The sequence below is a fragment of the Vibrio sp. M250220 genome, from assembly GCF_036533795.1.
Classification (GTDB): Bacteria; Pseudomonadota; Gammaproteobacteria; order Enterobacterales; family Vibrionaceae; genus Vibrio.
The window spans coordinates 22,233-40,315 of sequence record NZ_JATABI010000027.1; the positions used below are offsets into that span (position 1 = coordinate 22,233).

Here is an 18,083-nt window from a genome sequence, read left to right on the forward strand (position 1 = left end):
TTATAACAAACAGGGGCGAGCTTAGACTGACAAAGAGTGAATTATGCAGCCATCATTAAATAATTTTTCGATCCGAACTCAGGTTTTGTTACCTGTTCTTTTTACCGCCCTAGCACTGATTATTGCGTTATTTGTCACCAAGAGAAGCATTCTAGCGGAAGAAGCCGTGGTCAATGAAATCATCGAATCACTGATGTTTTATACCGAAACGTTGGACGAGCTTGACGAAGAGGTATACACACTCAGACTCAGTGTGTTAAACGCTATCTATGGTAGTGAAGATCGCAGCGATTTCCCTATCAAATTGGATCATGGAAGGTCCGCTATTGAGGCAAAACTAACCCTGATTGATCAACGGGGAACATTTATCGATCAGGTGAAACTGGTTCGCGATGCGCTGAAAAACTATATTGCGCAGTCTGAGCGAGTGGTGGAATTTACTAACGCGAAAGAGTTAGGGCAGGTGAGTAGAGAGGAGTATAACGACTTTCTTCGCAATTATCGTCAAGCAGGTGATGAGATGGTGATTGTGGCTGATCAGCTTTCCCAACAAATTGCGATCTTCGCAAATGAGTTTGTCGAGATGAGAGCGGCGCAGAATGTAAAAGTAAAACGACTGACGTTTATTTTGGTGCCTTCGGTATTCGGCTTATCGCTTTATGTCGCATGGGTTCTGTCTGGCATGATCGTTCGCCCAATACTCAACCTGCAAAATGTCATGCGCCAGTTAGCACAAGGTGACTTAACAGTTCGAGCTGACGCAAAGGGTAAAAACGAAATCTCAAAGCTAATCAATGACGTTAATCTAACGGCGAAGCAATTCCATTCGATCGTCGGTACCTTAACGAACATTAGTGACGAAGTTGCCAGTGCCTCGACAGTATTGGCTAAGGTTATGACCCAATCAGAATCCAATGCAGAGCAAGAACTGGCAGAAATCGAACAAATTGTTTCTGCTGTCAAAGAGCTATCAAGTGCTGCCGACAATGTCAGTGCTAATGCTCAGCAGGCTGGTCTAACGGCCCAAGAAGCCGATACGTTGGCAAAGTCTGGGCAACAAGTATTTGAGCTGAGTCATGCGGAAGGTGTGAAAATGGGCAAAGTACTCAATGACGCAGCGAACGTTATCATGACTCTGAAGTCTCAATCTGAGCGCGTCAATGACGTGATTGAAGTGATTCGCGGTGTCTCCGAGCAGACCAACTTACTGGCGTTGAATGCAGCGATAGAAGCGGCGCGAGCAGGAGAAACTGGGCGTGGTTTTGCTGTTGTCGCAGATGAAGTACGAAAATTGGCGGCGACAACACAAGACTCCACGGTAGAGATTCAAACCATCATTGAAGAACTACAGAAACAGTCGAATCTTGCCAATGAAAGCATGCAAAAAAGCTTGGATATGCTAGACAAAAGTAGCCAACTTACTAATCAGGCTAACGGTGCATTGCATGGTATTACGCAAACCATCACCAGTATTAATGCCGTCAATGCGCAGGTGGCAACAGCGGCGGAACAACAGTCTCACGTTACCCAAGAAATCAACGGCAACATGGCGAATATGTCCCAGTTGGTGAATCAAAACGTGTTAGGGATTTCTCAAAGCGCCACCGCAAGTGAAGCGCTTTCTGATCTCGCAGAGAAACAAAAACAACATTTGTCGTTCTTCAAGCTGTAGTTTTTGGGCTTTCTAAGTAAATAATCACGTATTTTTTTACTCAAGAGGCGAAAAATCGTTGAGCTCTACACCACTGTTTTTAACCAAAACGAGACATCGAGTCGAACATTTAGTTTAAAGGTTGGTTTAATTGCCTACGTAAAGGATTGCGTAAACGTTTGTGTGGCTGTTGTTAAGTGTTTGTTTTGAAAAGATAATTGGTGTTTTAGGCGTGAGTTGCAGTCGGCTAGGTATGCAACTTAACCGGACTGTAGCATAAAAAATTTGAAAATATCAGTCTTGCGAGAAATAAATCGCGACCTATAATGCTGAAAACCGGAGCGTCTGCCAACGCTCCGGTTTTTTTGTGTCCGAAACTCAGTAAAACGTCTGCCAACGTTTACCGAAAACGCACGACACGTAAATTTGCTTACAGGAAAATTTATCATGCGTATCGAACAAGAACTTAAGTTAGGCTTTAAAGATGTACTATTCCGCCCGAAGCGTTCTACTCTTAAAAGTCGTTCTCAAGTTGAGTTAACCCGCGAGTTTACATTCAAGCATAGTGGTCGTCAATGGTCTGGTACTCCAGTCATTGCTGCCAATATGGACTCGGTAGGTAGCTTCGAAATGGCAAAGGCGCTCGCTGAACACGGTGTTATGACAGCTGTTCATAAACACTACTCAGTAGAACAGTGGGCTGAGTTTGTAGAATCTGCGGACCAAAAAACATTAAACAATGTGTTTGTTTCTACTGGTACTTCTGATGCTGATTTCGAAAAAACCAAAGAGATCATGGCACTTTCAGAAGAACTTATCTTCATCTGTATCGACATCGCAAATGGTTACTCAGAGCATTTAGTTGAGTACGTAGAAAGAGTACGTGCGGCATTCCCAAACAAAGTGATCTCTGCTGGTAACGTTGTGACAGGTGATATGTGTGAAGAGTTGATTCTTGCTGGCGCGGACATTGTGAAAGTGGGTATCGGCCCTGGTTCAGTATGTACAACACGCGTGAAAACGGGTGTTGGCTACCCACAACTTTCAGCAATCATTGAGTGTGGTGATGCGGCGCACGGCCTTGGCGGTATGATCATCGGTGACGGTGGCTGTTCATGTGCGGGTGATGTGGCGAAAGCATTCGGCGGCGGCGCAGACTTCGTTATGTTAGGCGGTATGCTTGCAGGTCATGAAGAGTCAGGCGGCGAAATCATCGAGAAAGATGGCGAAACCTTCATGAAATTCTACGGCATGTCCTCTCAGTCAGCCATGGACAAGCACTCAGGTGGTGTGGCTAAGTACCGCGCAGCTGAAGGAAAAACCGTACTATTGCCATACCGTGGTAGCGTTCACGGCACTATCTCAGACATCCTTGGCGGTGTACGTTCAACGTGTACCTACGTAGGCGCAGCAAAGCTTAAAGAGCTAACCAAGCGTACCACGTTCATCCGCGTACAAGAGCAAGAGAACAACGTATTCGGTAAAGAGAAGTAAGCCAATACTTCGAAAAAGACGAATAATCGAGAGCCGCTAATTGCGGCTCTTTTTTTGTCTGTAAATCGTGAAATGGCGACAAAGTGGCGACACTTGGCTTTGTTGCAGAAATCGAATGAACTAAATCAGAATCTTACGATTATACTTGAATCATATTTCTGACTCACATGATATCTATTGATCTTTATTCATATTCTTAAAACACCTCATTGCATAATAAGAAATATGAAATTAACGTCTTATCTACTATAAATATCGTGGTGGACTTGTGAAATGGCTAAAGCAGTTAAAGTGGGGGATCAAGGAACTGAGCATGATGGCTTTCCTCCAACACGTGTAATCGCAGGATCTCCTACAGTCAATTTTGATGGTTCTCCAGCAGCTAGAGTTGGAGATCCTTTAGAGCCACACGATAGTCAATATTGGGGACGCCCCTTCAACTGCTTCAGCAAAAAAACTTATTGCGGCTGCTGAAGAACTATACGATATCAATCTTTTGGTTAAGGAATCCTCGGGCTCAGTATGTTCCGAAATGGAGTTAATTTGTGTATTCAGTGATGGCACAGAAGATTTCCTGATACCCATAGTATTTCCTGATTACGAAATTCTTGTTGCAAGCGAACAGACATTTGATTTATTTGGGTTTGATATTACGACCCCTAAAGTGAAAGCACCGTACCTCGGGCATGCTGGGGTTATATTAATTAACGGAGAGACCGGAGTGACGAGGTATTATGAATATGGTCGTTACCCGAACAGAGCTTCCGATATTCCAGGAAATGTCAGAAAGGTATCAATTCCAAATGTGAAACTGATCAACGGATTGATTACCGAAAGCTCTCTGAAAGAAACATTGAAATCAATCTCAAAAAGCTCAGGACAAAGCGGCAGAATTTCTGGTGTGGTCTTAAGGGGAAGCTTTTTTGCAAAGGGAGATAGCTGGCTTAAAAATAAAATGAGCAGTAATAACAGTCCTAACAAACTCCCTTATGATCTAGATAGTCATAACTGTATGACATTTGTAATAGATCTCGCCGAGCACCTAGAGTTGGATCCAAGCTGGCGTCCACCTGTCGTAATTCCAAGCGCTTACATTGAACAATTTCAACTTTCTGAAGTCGATTTAAACTACGACTTCTCAACGAATACGTTAGTCGTATCGGAGTAATATGAGAATAATATTAAAGTGGTTGTTAATCTTAGGAGCAGCAACTGTATTAGCACTTCTAGTTCTTTTCTTCACCTTCTTCAAGTTCGAGGAAACAGCACCAACGCAACACCAAATGCTTGGTGAAATGTTATGGATTTCAGCACCTGATGGAGGAGTTGGTTTCAGAATACTTGAGTCAAATCATCCTGATTACAAGGTGAAGATACTGTGTGGTACTCCAGATAACGTATGTGATGAAGGCACCTTCAAATATTCAGGAAGCAAGCTTGATAAAATCAAGCCTGATGACATTGCTTCTTACTTTGGTGAGAACATTGACCTCATAAATGGTGAAACGATGGTCAAAGTTACTCAGAACGAATAATACAGAATCATACCTTGGTGGCTTGGTATTTCTAAAATCAAGCCAGCGAGGCGCTTCTATATACAGAAAGGCCAAAGAGCAATGCCACTTAATCAGGCCTTTTACTTTTCTCGTAGCTGCGTTGAAGGCTGTTTCTAATCACCTCAATGAAATGCCTCTGCTCACTAAAACTCAACTTACTTCTGCCCCATTTAATTTTAGATCTTTTACTCATTCATATCTTGTTAATCTGATTTTGACCTACTCAAACTTATCCACTTGAGTTGAGAACTTAGCGTTCCCGTTTTTAGGCGACATTTTGCAGCTTAGCATCCCTTGTCTAACTTTAACTTATTGATTTTTATTTGAACCAATATAATTAAGAGTGCATGATATAGAAGAAAAAGACGACAGTTTGTCGACTAATAAGCGTTAGGCAATTAATCGAGAACTTTAACTATGGTTGAAATACTAGAGCAAATTAAAAATAATCATCCCGATACGATCTGGATTGATGGTAAAGATGGTTCTGGAAAAAGCTACTTAGCTACACAACTTGGTGAACAGCTAGAAATTCCGGTTCTTAGTGTTGATGATTTCCTTGTTCGTCAACAAGGCTTCTATGTTTCGAGTGTGAAATTTGACCAATTACGCGACACTATTAATCAATCAAGTAAGCCAGTCATCATCGAGGGGGTCTGCTTACTAAAAGTAAGAGAAAACCTTGGTATTGAAGGCGGATTGGATATTTATGTAAAACGAATGAGTCCGATGGGTTATTGGGCTGACGCGGATGAATGCGACCTTAAGGTGGCACCCGACGAGTTTATTCAAAGCCAACTAGAGACTCTAGAGCGTGCTGCAACCATCGACTTTATGGGGATTGAAAGCAGTGGCGAGCCAATTGAATTTCCACCGTTAGCTAGAGAATTAATTGAGTACCACTATTCGTATCAACCGCACAAAAAATCCGATATTACTTATTGCCGGATCGATGAGTAAATTTCCCATACAAGGCGTTTAAGGCAGATTCCCAATGCTCGGCATTTTCAGCTTCGCTTTGGGTTTCGCGTTTAAAGCGCAAAGGTTTAGGTTTGGTGGTAGCGTTGCTCATCACCTTATGCGGGTTATAGGAGCTATGATGGATTTTGATGAGTTATTTCAGTTTTGTAGCGAAGTAAGAGAATGTATCGAACAAACACCAAAATCTGAATTTCCGTGGAATTCACCGTTGGGTCTTAGTGACTTTCCATCTGGTTGTTGTGGTGAAACTTCTCGTGTTTTAGCTACTCTGTTGTATGATAAATTTGGGGTTGTTTGCGATTATATCTTGGCCTCTGATGATGTGCTTCTTTCTCACGGATGGTTAGAGTTTGAAGGTTATACTATTGATATAACAGGAGACCAGTACAACAGTCGTGGAGACTATGCGTTAAACAAAGTGATTGTCGACAAGTATTCACAGTTTCACAGATTGTTCGAAAGTACGAAAAACCTAGGAGATGCACGCCACTCTAGTCTGAGTGATCCAGGATCTATGCCTTGTGTCTATTCAGTGCTCCGTAACAAGCTTGCGCTATAACGAACTTTTAAGACTCCAAGCTAGTTTTGCTAATATGACATCAACGAATTAGATCTGTACATCTAAATTGTTTTTGTCCAAAACCTTCCTAGCGCTGGTGTCGTTTAGAGTGCGGCTCTTTTTTGTCTGAAAACAGGAGTGATTACACCTGAGGCATTTTTGCTTCGCGCTACTTTTCAGGTTTGCCCAAAACCGCACTAGTTATTCAAGTTCAAGAGCAGCAAGTGGGTTCATTTCGATAGTTTCTGAAAGGTGGCCTTTTATTGGTTTAGGCTGCTCCCACATTTGTTAGTTTGGAGTTCATCACTATTTAAAAGACTACTGTTCCGTTAAAGGATTGAAGCTCTCTGCTCGTTGTCGCCCGACCTCGCAAATTACCTAGCTAGTGTTATGGTCATGAGCCATATACAGAACATTAAATGACAACTGCGAGAAAACAACAGATATGTATTGATGCCAAACCTTATTATCACAGCGTCTCTCGCTGTGTCAGGCGTCGCTAAGTACCGCGCAGCGGAAGGAAAAACCGTACTATTGTCATACCGTGGAAGCGTACCTCTAACTCAGTTGATAATTTAGTTGAATTAGAGGCTTTTACATAAATCCTATGGACGCTCACCTGCCGCTAGGCGACGTTCGATATCTGCCACCACTTCAGGGAAGTCAGCAATGGTGTCGATTAGGTAGTGTGGCGAGCTCTTGATCAATTTTGCACGTGCCTTTTCACGAGCAGTATCTAGTGTGGCTTGGTCGGCCGCTTGGTACTCTTCAAATGTCAGACCCGCTTCGTTACCAGAAAGCAGCAGCCCAACGGTCCACATACCTGCGTTATGACCTTCATCAATGCCCGGTGCTGCGTCATCCACTTTGATACACGCGTTAACATCGGTTACGTTCAGTTCAATCACGTTCTTCAATGCCATAAATGGTGCAGGGCGGCCTCCTTGAGGCAAATCATCCGTGGCTACCACGCAATCAGGTTTGTAGCCGTAATCCGCTGCTACTGGAATCAGTACATCCATCACTTCGCGAGGGTAACCAGAACAAGAACCTATCTTGATGCCTTTGTTTTTCAGACTGTTCACGACTTCAATTGCATTGAGAATGGGCTCGGCGTGGTCAGCGACTTTCGCTTTTTGCAGAGGCATAAATGCGGCATAGATCGCGTCGATGTCTTCGCTGGTCATTGAGCGACCAAACTTCTCATTCCAGCGCTTATCAACCGCTGGGATGCGACCCACAGCTTGGATGTGATCCCATTTGCCAAGTCCCATCGGCTCACGCGCTTCTTCAAGGTCGATATCGAAATCAAAGCCTTGCTTGAATGCTTCCACAAAGATGCTGGTTGGCGCAAAAGAGCCGAAGTTGACGATAGTGCCTGCCCAGTCAAAGATCACAGCTTGAATTGGTGACTTGTTCATGTTTAATCCTTTTTCTTGTTTGCCAGAGCGCTTACCTACACGTTGGAACTACGCTCTGGATAAATTGGTGTTTGTTGAAGTTAGAAGTAGTTAAAGTCTTTACACACTTTGGCGATGGCTTCTTCGAAGATTACCAACGCTTCTGTCAGTTGCTCGCGCGTTATGATCAGCGGGGGGCTGAGTTGAATCACATTGCCTTGCGATACCTTAAAGCTGACGCCATTGTTGAGGCATTGGTACAGCACAGCTTCCGCTTCGTCATACGCGCGCGCTTGGCTTTCGTGGTCGGTGACCAGCATTATGCTGCTATTTCCTGCGGTAATGGCATTTGGTGCAGACCGTTGGGTACAGAAAAAGCAAAAGAGCTTATTCGACACACGTTCAGTGCCTTTACGGTTGGAGCCCATTCTTTAACTCGCTAACGCTGGCAGGTTGGACGGCAGTTATTGGTACTGCCATCATCTTTGTCGGTGCTTACTGCATTGAGAAAGGGCGTGCGTTTGGTCCAATTCGTCAAGTGATGCAAATGCTCAGCGTGGTACCAATGGCGGTTCCGGGTATGGTACTTGGCTTGGGTTACATCTTTTACTTTAACGATGCGAACAATCCTCTCAACGTGCTTTATGGCACCATGGCATTCTTGGTGATTAACACGGTAGTGCATTACTACACAGTAGGTCACATGACTGCACTGACAGAGTTAAAGCAGCTGCCATCGGAGATTGAAGCCACAGCAGCATCGGTGAAGCTTCCTCAATACAAGTTGTTCTTTAAAGTGACATTACCGGTGTGTTTACCTGCGATTTTGGACATTGCGACTTACTTGTTTGTTAATGCATTGACCACCACTTCTGCGGTAGTATTCCTTTACTCAACCGATACGATTCCAGCTTCGGTCTCGATTCTGAATATGGATGATGCAGGTCAAACTGGCGCAGCAGCGGCAATGGCTGTGATGATCATGATTGCTGCCGCAATTGCGAAGATTGTTCAGATGACGTTGGGTAAATTGTTAGAGAATCGCACACAAGCTTGGCGCAAAAGATAAGGACACTTCGTGCAATACTTAAAAATTAAAGATTCGATTGTTGAACAGATTGAAGCGGGCATGCTATCGCCGCGTCAAAAACTGCCAGCAGAGCGTAAGTTGGCAGAGTCGTTCGATACTACACGCGTCACTCTGCGTGAAGCGTTATCACTGCTAGAAGCGGAAGGTCGAATCTATCGCGAAGATCGCCGAGGTTGGTTTATCTCACCTGAGCCTTTGCGTTACGACCCAACCCAAACGCTAAACTTCCCGAACATGGCGAAAGCGCAAAATCGTGTGCCAAAAACGGAGTTGATCGCAGCAAAAGGAACGTTAGCAAACAAACAAGCCGCGCGCTTGCTGGACTTGCAGCCTTTCTCGGACGTATATCGAGTCGACCGTGTGCGATACCTTGAAGATAGACCTGTGGTATTTGTAACAAACTACATTCGCCCAGAGCTGTTTCCGAACCTGCTGGACTACGATTTATCAAATTCACTGACCGACATTTATCGCGATCATTATGGCGTGACGTATCAAAAGATTCGCTACCGCATTTCAACCAGCACCTTGTTGGGTGAAATGGCTCAGGCACTTCGCGCAACAGCAGGCACGCCAGCGATGGTGGTAGAGCGTATCAACTACAACCAACACGACGAGTTGATTGATTGCGATATCGAGTATTGGCGACACGATGCCATCAGTATTGAATCTCTGGCAGAACTCAATCGTTAAGTGGATTTTCTCATTATCTAAGGCTCCATCTCGGAGCCTTTATTTTATTCAAATAGGAACATTGAAATGGATTTGTTGGCGATTAGTCTTGTCGTTTTTTCTGCTGTTCTCCATGCAGGCTGGAACATCCTTGGTAAAAGCAACTCAGGGTCTGGGCTCGCGTTTACCATGGCGGCTAGCTTTTCTGCCTGTGCCATTCTTACCCCTTATTTGATTTGGTATTTGGCAACCATTGGCTGGACATCATTGCCAAGTGAATTTTGGGGATTGCTGTTCATTAGCGGCATTTCACAAATGGTCTATCTGGTCGGTTTGATTGTCGCTTATAAGCACGCTGATGTGGGTGTGGTTTATCCGATTGCTCGGGCACTGCCTGTGATGATGGTCGGCGCAATCAGTGTGGCTCTAGGGCATCAATTATCCAGTCAGCAGTGGCTTGGATTCTTGCTGATAACCCTTGGTTGTATGCTGGTTCCACTGACGAATTTTCGTCAAATGACATCGGGATCTTACTTTAACGTCGGTGTGTTCTGGGCATTGATTGCCGCAATAGGCACAACGGGTTACTCGGTGGTCGACAAAGAAGCACTCAGTTTACTCACTGAACAAGCATCAGAGATCTTGAGTGATCACTACAGTGCGATCTTTTACTTAGGCGTGCAGTTTTGGGCGATAGGTATTCCTGCCCTTGTGTGGTGCTTAGTCACGGGTAAGTCAGGTGAGATTAAGACAGCGTGGCAGATCCGCAAAACAGCCAGTATGGCAGGAGTAATGATGGCATCAACCTACGGCTTGGTGCTATTCGCGATGACCATGACCGACAACGTCAGCTTAGTTGTGGCACTAAGGCAAATCAGTATTGTATTTGGATTGTTTATGGGGATCTATTTCTTGGGAGAGAAGTGGTGTCTAACTCGTTCTGTAGGAATCACCCTGATGATCACAGGTTTGATTCATGCTCTGACATGATTCAATAGAGAAAGTGTCCGGCTGGATTTGACCAGGACAACAAACAAGAAAAACCCAAGCAATAGCTTGGGTTTTTCTATTTCTTACTGGCAGTAAATTAGCTTTCCGCTTCAACCATTTGCGGTTGCTCATCTGCTCGTGCTGCTGCAAGCATTTTGCGGATGATCATTGAAGAGAGCAGCGCAATTGCGACCATTACGACTGCAAGAATTGTCAGTAGCTGGAAGTACTCACCGTAAACCGTTTGTACGATCTCTTGGGTGATTTGCTGGCCTTTCTCTAATGCGATAGATGTGGAGAATACCGCACCAACGATCCCGCTTAGGGCCATAGCGACGGAAAATAGCGAGACTGAGAAGCCTTCGATGTGCTTAGGTGCAACCGACAGAATAAACGCCACCACCAAGCTACCAACGATAACTTCAGCGAATGCTTGGAAGAAGTGGATGGCAAGGAACACTTCAGGACGAATAATGACATCTTCGCCGACATTCATGACCGCCATCGTCAGGATACCAAACGCGATCGCAGTAAAGATGAAAGCAAAACCAATCTTAGTGGCTGTTGAGAAATTGATGCCTTTCTTTTCCAAAGAAGAGAAAGTCATTGAAATCACTGGACCTGCAACAATACACCATAGTGGGTTCATCGCCATTGAGGCTTCTGGTGCGATTGGGATCAAGTTGAACAGATCACCACGCATTGTGTTGATGGTGACCATTGTCATAGATGTCATCATCTGACCGTAGTAAACAAAGAAACAGGTCGTTAGCACTGTCATGATTAGGATAGTACCCATTTTCAGTGCGTCAGATCTACCTGATTTAAACATCAGCGAGATGAAGTAAAGAATCGCGGCAGCGCCAATCGCATAAACGATATTTTGACCAATATCCATGTTAGAGAACATGAAGAATACTAAGCCTACCATCGCCGCAGATAGGGTAAGGAAAGCGATCCAGTTTTTTGCGCTAACTGGTTTCTGGTCGATGTCTGCACCTACGCTAACCAGTTGTTTGTTGAATAGGACCAGTACCGCAAACGCGAAAGCCGCCATAACAGCTGAGAGTGAGAAGCTGCCGTGGAAACCAATAACAAGCACAAACATCGGGAATAGGTACTGACCTAATAGTGCTCCGACGTTGTTTACCGAATAGTTGACAGGGTAGCCGTTTTCAAAATCTTCTTCTGAAGCAAAAGTGCGTTTGTAAAGGCTAGGGTAAGAAGGAGACATCAAACCGCGCGCATAGCTTGCTAGAGCAATACCCACCAAGCTCATCGGGATATTGGTTGCTGAAGCACCCAATACAAGTAGCGTGTAACCTGTAGCAAAAGTGCCGTATGCGATAGTTAGAGAGCGGTAGGCACCAAGGAACTTATCCGCTATAAAACCGCCCGCGATCGCAAACAGCGGTCCGATAGAAGAAAATGCGCCCACGACCATCATAGTATCCGCTTCGCTATAGCCTAAATCTTCTAAAAAGAAGCGGGTTAGAATCACCATTACACCATAGAATGATAATCCAAACATGGCTTGGCAGAACATCATTGATTTATTGAGTTTATTCCACATAATAGTCTCTTTTAGATCCTGTAACACAGAATTAACAACTTAATATTAATGAATCTGTGGTATGTTATAAATTGAAACAATTATCGCAGAAATAATGCTTGATGCACTAAGTTTTATCAGATTCGCATAAATTAATGTAATGTTATTGATCTAAATCGTTTGCCTTGGATATTTGTTGAGCAGCGATAGTTAGTCATTCAAGTTCAAATCTATTCTTAGTTAGAAATCTTTGTGTTAGTCTGCGCTGCAAGCTTGAATTTGTAAAAGGAACGTAACGTTATGAAAATTTTCAGTAACTTCGATAGCGGTAGTATAGAAGTCGTTAATACCACCAATATGGATGATATTCAGCTTAGAATCCCTAATGACAATCAGTCTGAGTTTTATCAGTGGTTCCATTTTCGTCTAGAGTCTGAAGCTGAACAGCCTCACACGTTCAAAATACTGGATCTGAAAAACTCAGCGTATCCAGAAGGTTGGAACGGTTATGACGTGGTTGCTTCTTATGACCGTGAAGAGTGGTTTCGAATTCCGGCAGACTTTGATGGCGACACACTGACATTTACTGTGATTCCTGAGCGTCGCTCTATCTATTTCGCTTACTTCGCGCCTTATACCTACGACCGTCACCTTGATCTCCTGCATATGGCGCAAAGTGCGCACCATTGTCAGCTTGAAACCTTGGGTCATACACTTGATGGCAATGATATGAGCCTACTCACTTTTGGTGAGCCAGAAGAGGGCAAAAAGAAAATCTGGTTGATTGCACGCCAACATCCAGGTGAAACCATGGCTGAATGGTTTATGGAGGGGTTCATACAGCGACTACTGGATGACGATGACACAACGGCGCGTGCCTTGCTCGAGAAAGCCGTCCTATACGTTGTGCCTAACATGAATCCAGATGGCGGTATTCGAGGCCACCTACGTTGCAACGCAATTGGGGTCAACCTAAACCGTGAATGGCAAACGCCTTCAATGGAACGTAGCCCTGAAGTCTACCTAGTGCGAGAGCGTATGCTTGCAACGGGGGTTGATATGTTCTTGGACATTCATGGTGATGAAGCGATACCGTATAACTTTGTAGCGGGCTCTGAGGGAATACCATCGTATGATGAGCGCCATGCTAAGTTAGAGCAAGCGTTCAAAGATGTCCTAAAAACGGTCACGCCAGAGTTTCAGGATGAGTTTGGTTACGATAAAGACGAAGCAGGCAAGGCGAACCTGACGGTTGGTTCTAACTGGGTGGGTGAACAGTTCAGATGTTTGTCATACACAGTAGAGATGCCGTTTAAAGACAATAACGATTATCCCGATCCACTTTACGGCTGGTCTCCGGAACGTAGCGTTAAATTCGGACACGATATGCTGAGCGCAGTGTTCGCTGTCAGCGATAAGATCTAATCGCGCTATAATGAGCAAAACACTCAACCCTTGAGACGAATCTCAGGGGTTTTATTAGGAGTGTTATTCACATGGCGGAGCCATATGGATCACGGCCAATCCGCCTAATGATGTTTCGCGGTATTTTTTATTCATGTCTTTACCTGTCTGGTACATAGTCGCAATCACCTTGTCTAGAGAGATAAGACACTTACTGGTGCGTTTTAGCGCCATACGTGAGGCGTTAATCGCTTTCATTGCCCCCATCGCATTTCGCTCGATACAAGGCACTTGAACCAGTCCGCCAATAGGATCACAGGTCATGCCTAGCGAGTGTTCCATCGCAATTTCTGCCGCGATACAGATTTGTTCATTGCTGCCTCCGCGCAACGCTGTGAGGCCCGCAGCAGCCATAGATGACGACACACCAACTTCGCCCTGACAGCCTACTTCTGCCCCAGAAATGGACGCATTGGTTTTGTAAAGAATACCAATCGCCCCAGCAACGGCCAGAAAGTCTTTGAGTTGTTTGGTATCTAATTCTTTAATAAAACGGTGGTAATACATGAGAACCGCAGGAATCACGCCCGCTGCACCGTTAGTTGGAGACGTTACGACCTGGCCGCCAGCGGCATTCTCCTCACTGACGGCAAAAGCAAACAGGTTGATCCAGTCCATAATTTCCATCGGATCATTTTCTATTGCCGCATTTGCCTCAAGCTTCTTCAGAAGGTTAGGTGCGCGTCGGGTTACGTTGAGGCCGCCCTCTAGAATGCCTTCAGTCTCAAAACCTCGTTGCATACAAAGCGTCATCACTTTCCAAATCTGGTCTGCTTTACGAACGATTTCCTCTTCACTGAAAAACTGGAGTTCATTTTGCAAGATCATGCCGCCAAGGCTTAAACCATTTGCTTCTGCCATTTCTAGCATTTGATCTGCGCTGGTAAACGGGAAAGGAACGTCAACTTCGTTTTGACCACCGCCTTCTTTGAGCTCTTTTTCTGTTGCGATAAAGCCACCACCCACAGAATAATAAGTCTCGAACGCGATTTGGGTGCCTAATGAATCATAGCCGGTGATAGTCATTCCATTTTCATGCAGAGGTAGGTTATCTTTGTGAAAAAGAATATCGCTATCGTAGCTGAAGTTGATCGTATGCGCTCCGGCAAGGCAAAGTTTTCCCTCTTCGATTGTTGAGCTTAATGCTTGTTTCGCGCTGGAGATTTTGATGGTGTCCGGTCTGTTGCCAAGTAAGCCAAGGATGACCGCGCGATCAGTGTGGTGACCTTTACCCGTTAAGGAGAGTGAACCATAAAGATCCACTTGAATGCGACTGACACTGGCTATCGAGGAGGCGAGAAGGCGGGTAAAATGATAACCCGCGAGCATCGGACCGTTAGTATGGGAACTGGAAGGCCCGACCCCAACTTTAAAAATATCAAATATTGACAGCATAAACTTAACTTCCTGTTTGAATGGCCGGTACTTCGGACTCTTTTAATAACAAGTATGGCATGTGCCGAGCAATTGCACGTTTGCCAGTGTGATCATCAACATATTAATCCAAGCTAACTTAGCGATAAGGTCAATACTTGTACAGTTTCTCGTATCGTTAGTAGGAATAATTGAGACATGAGTAAATAATGGACATTATCAATGTTGTGCTAGTTCTCGGAAAACGACTGGTCGATAACACGATTACGGCTGAAGGTCGCTCAAGAGTGGAAGCCTTGATAGCGCTTTTAGCAACAAAAGACTTGCGTCAAACGGTGGTGCTATTTTGTGGTGGAGTCACTGAAGGACAGACTGTGACTGAGGCGCAAGCTATGTATGATTACTTCAAACGCTGCGTTGCTGGTGCCAATCTCAATCCACCATATTTGCTGCTTGAAGACCAATCCACCAACACCATTGAGAATATTAGTAATGCTGCCAACAAATTGATTGAGAGTGGTCTCTGTGCGAAGGGAGAGGGGATCAATGTCCAACTCGTCTCGAACGACTACCACCTCAAACGGATATTTGAAATACAGGCGTTGATGGATGAGCAGGGCTTATTGCGTGTATTGGAAAAGCGATGTGCTGAGACGGGACTACCCATCAAGATTGATAGGGCGGTTGGTGCTCACTATTCAGTGCCTTATCCGCACGACAATGAGTTTAGTCGAGTGTTTTTGCTACTCGATGAACTGACTACATATCGAGTTTATCTTCAAGGATACGTGTCAAATGTCTTTAAACGGCCATTGGCTGATGTGAGAGAGCAACCGTATCAAATTGCTCGTAATGCACTTATTGAGCTTGAAAAATGTATAGGGGATGAAGAGACGCTTGCTGATCTTGATGCGATAAAAAGGGCAGTCGAAATGACCACCCCGCAATTGAGTCGCGAAGAAACGTTACAACAGCTCAAGCGGCTTGATGTGACGCTGACGAAGCTTAATCGCCAGTACGATCCTGAGCGTCAGATTTTGTGAGAAGGTAATAAGTCTTAACTGCACTCAGTGAAATCAGGCTGTAGCAAAGCAGCTCGATCGCTTCTTCAGATAGGTTTTTTACCTCTCGCAGATAGTGCTCTTCCATCACGGAGTGCCAGAACGAGCCCATCCCGTACAAACGAGAAAATACCAGCAGCAACACCACAGCGGTAATCAATATCGGCATATATCGACTGTTTAAGATCTTGGCAAGCTGTTGAATTGAATCACTTCCTCCACGGTAAGCATAAAAGCACGCAGAAAATGTGACCAAAAGGGCTGGGATAACCCACGCACCATGAAATATCAAATCAAACCACACATCGGATTCGCGTATAAACAGCACAGTAAAGAAGCCGCCAAACAGTATCGATGCGTGACGAATAGAGCGATTGCGTTGGGCTAATAGAAAGAACGCCAAGCATGTGACCGCAAGCATGAGTGATTGAGCCAACTCTGTCATAGAGCTTTCACTTAAACCATGATGAAGTAGATTAAAATCGACGCGCAAGCAGAGATTCACAAAGATACTGAGTGCGGCTAGAACCAAGACATTAAGGGCAACTCGTTGGAAGGTCGCTTTTGAGCTAACAGTGACTACGGCGCAGTGATCGGCTGGGTGATCGGTTGAGGTTTGGCATTTCATGGCATCTATCGCCTTTGTGTAGAAATTTTTTAGTGATTTTCGTCACATTTTATTTTCGCCTCGGTTCCTTTGTCAGAGAAATGTCATAACTGAACAGTGTACACTTAAGATCAAAAAGAGAGAGACAGTGCTCTCTCTTTCATCTCGCCAAACGAATCGGTTTCTCGTGCCAACCCGATTCAGCTCAAGCAATTAGCTATTGTCGCTCTGTTGCTTATGATTGTTTCGGTAGTACTCCCACTGCTCAACGCGTTGATCGTCTTGGAATACGCAGTAGGTGACTCGTTTAGCATCTTCAGTCACCGTTTCAAGCGCTCCACCTTGCTGGACACAATAAACCGCAGCTGGGTTAGCAAGAGATGTGTACTCTTTCACTTCGTATTCGTCTGGCTCGCTCGCGCAGCCTGCGAGTAATACAGCACTGGACACTGCCAGAGCTAAATAGGTATTTCTCATAGAGTTTCCTCAATTGAATCAATTGGTAGCATATCGAGTATAGAGGATTGAACTAAAATTTCTGTCTTGAGTTTGTTAAAAAGTAGTCGATGTCTAAAATTAAAAGTAACAATTCAACACACTTATAAATAAGCACAAAGATTATTGCTAAGTATGTTGTGTCCCTAAAATAATTCGAAGCATAGGAAGTGTCAGATGTCGGATAGAAAACATCGACTTGTAACTCGTAGTGATTTTGATGGATTGGTTTGTGCCGTACTACTTAGGCAGTTAGAACTGATTGATGATATTAAATTTGTTCACCCTAAAGATATGCAAGACGGCGTTGTGGAAATTACGGGGAACGATATCGTGACCAATCTGCCATACGTTGAACAAGCCCACCTTGTCTTTGACCATCACTTGTCTGAAGTGATACGCAATCAGGGTGAAAGAAAGAACCACATTATCGACCCAAACGCTCCCTCAGCCGCGCGTGTTGTTTGGGAGCATTATGGTGGTGAGCAAACTTTCCCCAGTCGCTGGCTTGATATGATGGCTGCTGTGGACAAAGGGGACTCCGCTCAGTTTAGTCGCGATGAAGTGCTCGACTCTACAGGCTGGAACCTACTCAACTTCTTGATGGACGCCCGCACAGGGCTAGGGCGTTTTCGAGATTTTCGAATTTCGAACTACAGCTTGATGATGGATCTGATTGAGTATTGTAAAAACCATACCATTGATGAAATATTACGATTGCCTGATGTGAGAGAGAGAATCGACCTCTATCGTGAACATGAAAACTTGTTTAAACAGCAGATCCAGCGTTGTGCAAAGGTTTACAACAATCTAGTGGTGCTGGATTTGACCGAAGAAGAGGTCATCTATGCTGGTAATCGCTTCATCATTTACGCGCTCTACCCACAATGTAATATCTCAATCCACAAAATGTGGGGCTTCCAAAAGCAGAACACAGTATTTGCAACCGGAAAATCGATATTTGATCGCAGCTCTAAGACCAATGTGGGGGAACTGATGCTCAAATATGGTGGTGGTGGACACAAAGCTGCTGGCACCTGTCAGATTGACAACCAACGAGCAGATGAAGTTGAGCAAGAACTGATCAAAGCCATCACCTCAGACGGTTAAGCACAAAAAAGCCCCAGCGCGATTGGC

Annotated in this window: 17 protein-coding genes and 2 pseudogenes; 13 read left to right on the top strand and 6 right to left on the bottom strand. The window is 44.6% G+C overall.

Annotation, left to right across the window (positions count from 1 at the left end):
- The first annotated feature begins 43 nt into the window (after nucleotides 1-43).
- The 7 genes from QTN94_RS10880 to QTN94_RS10915 all read left to right on the top strand — a co-directional run bounded on the left by QTN94_RS10880 (nucleotide 44) and on the right by QTN94_RS10915 (nucleotide 6,820).
- A complete protein-coding gene (locus QTN94_RS10880) occupies nucleotides 44-1,672 on the top strand; it encodes a methyl-accepting chemotaxis protein (protein ID WP_331427655.1) in 1,629 nt (542 codons plus the stop codon).
- Between the two features lie 426 nt (nucleotides 1,673-2,098).
- Nucleotides 2,099-3,145 carry a GMP reductase gene (locus QTN94_RS10885; protein ID WP_138971115.1) on the top strand — a complete coding sequence of 349 codons (1,047 nt, stop codon included), beginning with the start codon at nucleotides 2,099-2,101 and terminating at the stop codon, nucleotides 3,143-3,145.
- A gap of 532 nt (nucleotides 3,146-3,677) precedes the next feature.
- Nucleotides 3,678-4,313, top strand: coding sequence for a hypothetical protein (locus QTN94_RS10895; RefSeq protein ID WP_331427656.1), 636 nt, complete (start codon nucleotides 3,678-3,680; stop codon nucleotides 4,311-4,313).
- 1 nt (nucleotide 4,314) lies between these two features.
- Nucleotides 4,315-4,680, top strand: coding sequence for a hypothetical protein (locus tag QTN94_RS10900; RefSeq protein ID WP_331427657.1), 366 nt, complete (start codon nucleotides 4,315-4,317; stop codon nucleotides 4,678-4,680).
- A 438-nt stretch (nucleotides 4,681-5,118) separates the two neighbouring features.
- Nucleotides 5,119-5,661: a hypothetical protein gene (locus QTN94_RS10905; protein WP_132937074.1), complete on the top strand. Its 543-nt coding sequence runs from the start codon at nucleotides 5,119-5,121 to the stop codon at nucleotides 5,659-5,661.
- 34 nt (nucleotides 5,662-5,695) lie between these two features.
- Nucleotides 5,696-6,241, top strand: coding sequence for a hypothetical protein (locus tag QTN94_RS10910; protein ID WP_331427658.1), 546 nt, complete (start codon nucleotides 5,696-5,698; stop codon nucleotides 6,239-6,241).
- A 453-nt stretch (nucleotides 6,242-6,694) separates the two neighbouring features.
- Nucleotides 6,695-6,820, top strand: a complete 126-nt coding sequence (locus tag QTN94_RS10915; RefSeq protein WP_276608341.1) for a hypothetical protein — start codon at nucleotides 6,695-6,697, stop codon at nucleotides 6,818-6,820.
- Between the two features lie 26 nt (nucleotides 6,821-6,846).
- Here QTN94_RS10915 and phnX read toward each other — a convergent pair whose 3' ends face one another.
- Together phnX and QTN94_RS10925 are read right to left on the bottom strand one after the other, a co-directional pair.
- The gene (gene phnX, locus QTN94_RS10920; RefSeq protein WP_331427659.1) at nucleotides 6,847-7,662 is read right to left on the bottom strand and encodes a phosphonoacetaldehyde hydrolase; all 816 of its coding nucleotides are present in this window, start codon (nucleotides 7,660-7,662) and stop codon (nucleotides 6,847-6,849) included.
- A gap of 80 nt (nucleotides 7,663-7,742) precedes the next feature.
- Nucleotides 7,743-7,964: pseudogene (locus QTN94_RS10925) on the bottom strand (aspartate aminotransferase family protein); the annotation flags it as partial.
- Here QTN94_RS10925 and QTN94_RS10930 point away from each other — a divergent pair.
- The 3 genes and pseudogenes from QTN94_RS10930 to QTN94_RS10940 all read left to right on the top strand — a co-directional run.
- Nucleotides 7,948-8,710: pseudogene (locus QTN94_RS10930) on the top strand (ABC transporter permease subunit); the annotation flags it as partial. The pseudogenes QTN94_RS10925 and QTN94_RS10930 overlap by 17 nt on opposite strands.
- A 9-nt stretch (nucleotides 8,711-8,719) precedes the next feature.
- Nucleotides 8,720-9,424, top strand: a complete 705-nt coding sequence (gene phnR / locus QTN94_RS10935; protein ID WP_331427660.1) for a phosphonate utilization transcriptional regulator PhnR — start codon at nucleotides 8,720-8,722, stop codon at nucleotides 9,422-9,424.
- Nucleotides 9,425-9,490: 66 nt separating this feature from the next.
- Nucleotides 9,491-10,393 carry an EamA family transporter gene (locus QTN94_RS10940; protein ID WP_331427661.1) on the top strand — a complete coding sequence of 301 codons (903 nt, stop codon included), beginning with the start codon at nucleotides 9,491-9,493 and terminating at the stop codon, nucleotides 10,391-10,393.
- Nucleotides 10,394-10,490: 97 nt separating this feature from the next.
- On the opposite strand, the gene QTN94_RS10945 is transcribed toward QTN94_RS10940, so the two are convergent.
- Entirely contained in the window at nucleotides 10,491-11,966 is a 1,476-nt protein-coding gene (locus QTN94_RS10945) for a peptide MFS transporter (RefSeq protein WP_331427662.1), read from the bottom strand.
- A 279-nt stretch (nucleotides 11,967-12,245) separates the two neighbouring features.
- Here QTN94_RS10945 and QTN94_RS10950 point away from each other — a divergent pair, with 279 nt between their 5' ends.
- Complete coding sequence (locus QTN94_RS10950; RefSeq protein ID WP_331418311.1) at nucleotides 12,246-13,370, top strand: M14 family metallopeptidase; 1,125 nt, start codon at nucleotides 12,246-12,248, stop codon at nucleotides 13,368-13,370.
- A gap of 63 nt (nucleotides 13,371-13,433) precedes the next feature.
- Here the strand turns inward: QTN94_RS10950 and QTN94_RS10955 are convergent, their stop codons facing one another.
- Nucleotides 13,434-14,804, bottom strand: coding sequence for an L-serine ammonia-lyase (locus QTN94_RS10955; RefSeq protein WP_331418310.1), 1,371 nt, complete (start codon nucleotides 14,802-14,804; stop codon nucleotides 13,434-13,436).
- Between the two features lie 188 nt (nucleotides 14,805-14,992).
- On the opposite strand from QTN94_RS10955, the gene QTN94_RS10960 reads away from it, so the two are divergent.
- Complete coding sequence (locus QTN94_RS10960) at nucleotides 14,993-15,826, top strand: YdcF family protein (RefSeq protein WP_331427663.1); 834 nt, start codon at nucleotides 14,993-14,995, stop codon at nucleotides 15,824-15,826.
- Here QTN94_RS10960 and QTN94_RS10965 read toward each other — a convergent pair.
- Nucleotides 15,789-16,472, bottom strand: a complete 684-nt coding sequence (locus QTN94_RS10965; RefSeq protein WP_331427664.1) for a hypothetical protein — start codon at nucleotides 16,470-16,472, stop codon at nucleotides 15,789-15,791. The genes QTN94_RS10960 and QTN94_RS10965 overlap by 38 nt on opposite strands.
- 192 nt (nucleotides 16,473-16,664) lie before the next feature.
- On the bottom strand, nucleotides 16,665-16,928 hold the full coding sequence (locus tag QTN94_RS10970) for a putative hemolysin (protein ID WP_331418307.1): 264 nt from the start codon (nucleotides 16,926-16,928) through the stop codon (nucleotides 16,665-16,667).
- A gap of 195 nt (nucleotides 16,929-17,123) precedes the next feature.
- Here QTN94_RS10970 and QTN94_RS10975 point away from each other — a divergent pair, with 195 nt between their 5' ends.
- On the top strand, nucleotides 17,124-18,056 hold the full coding sequence (locus QTN94_RS10975) for an exopolyphosphatase (protein WP_138972173.1): 933 nt from the start codon (nucleotides 17,124-17,126) through the stop codon (nucleotides 18,054-18,056).
- Nucleotides 18,057-18,083: the final 27 nt, after the last annotated feature.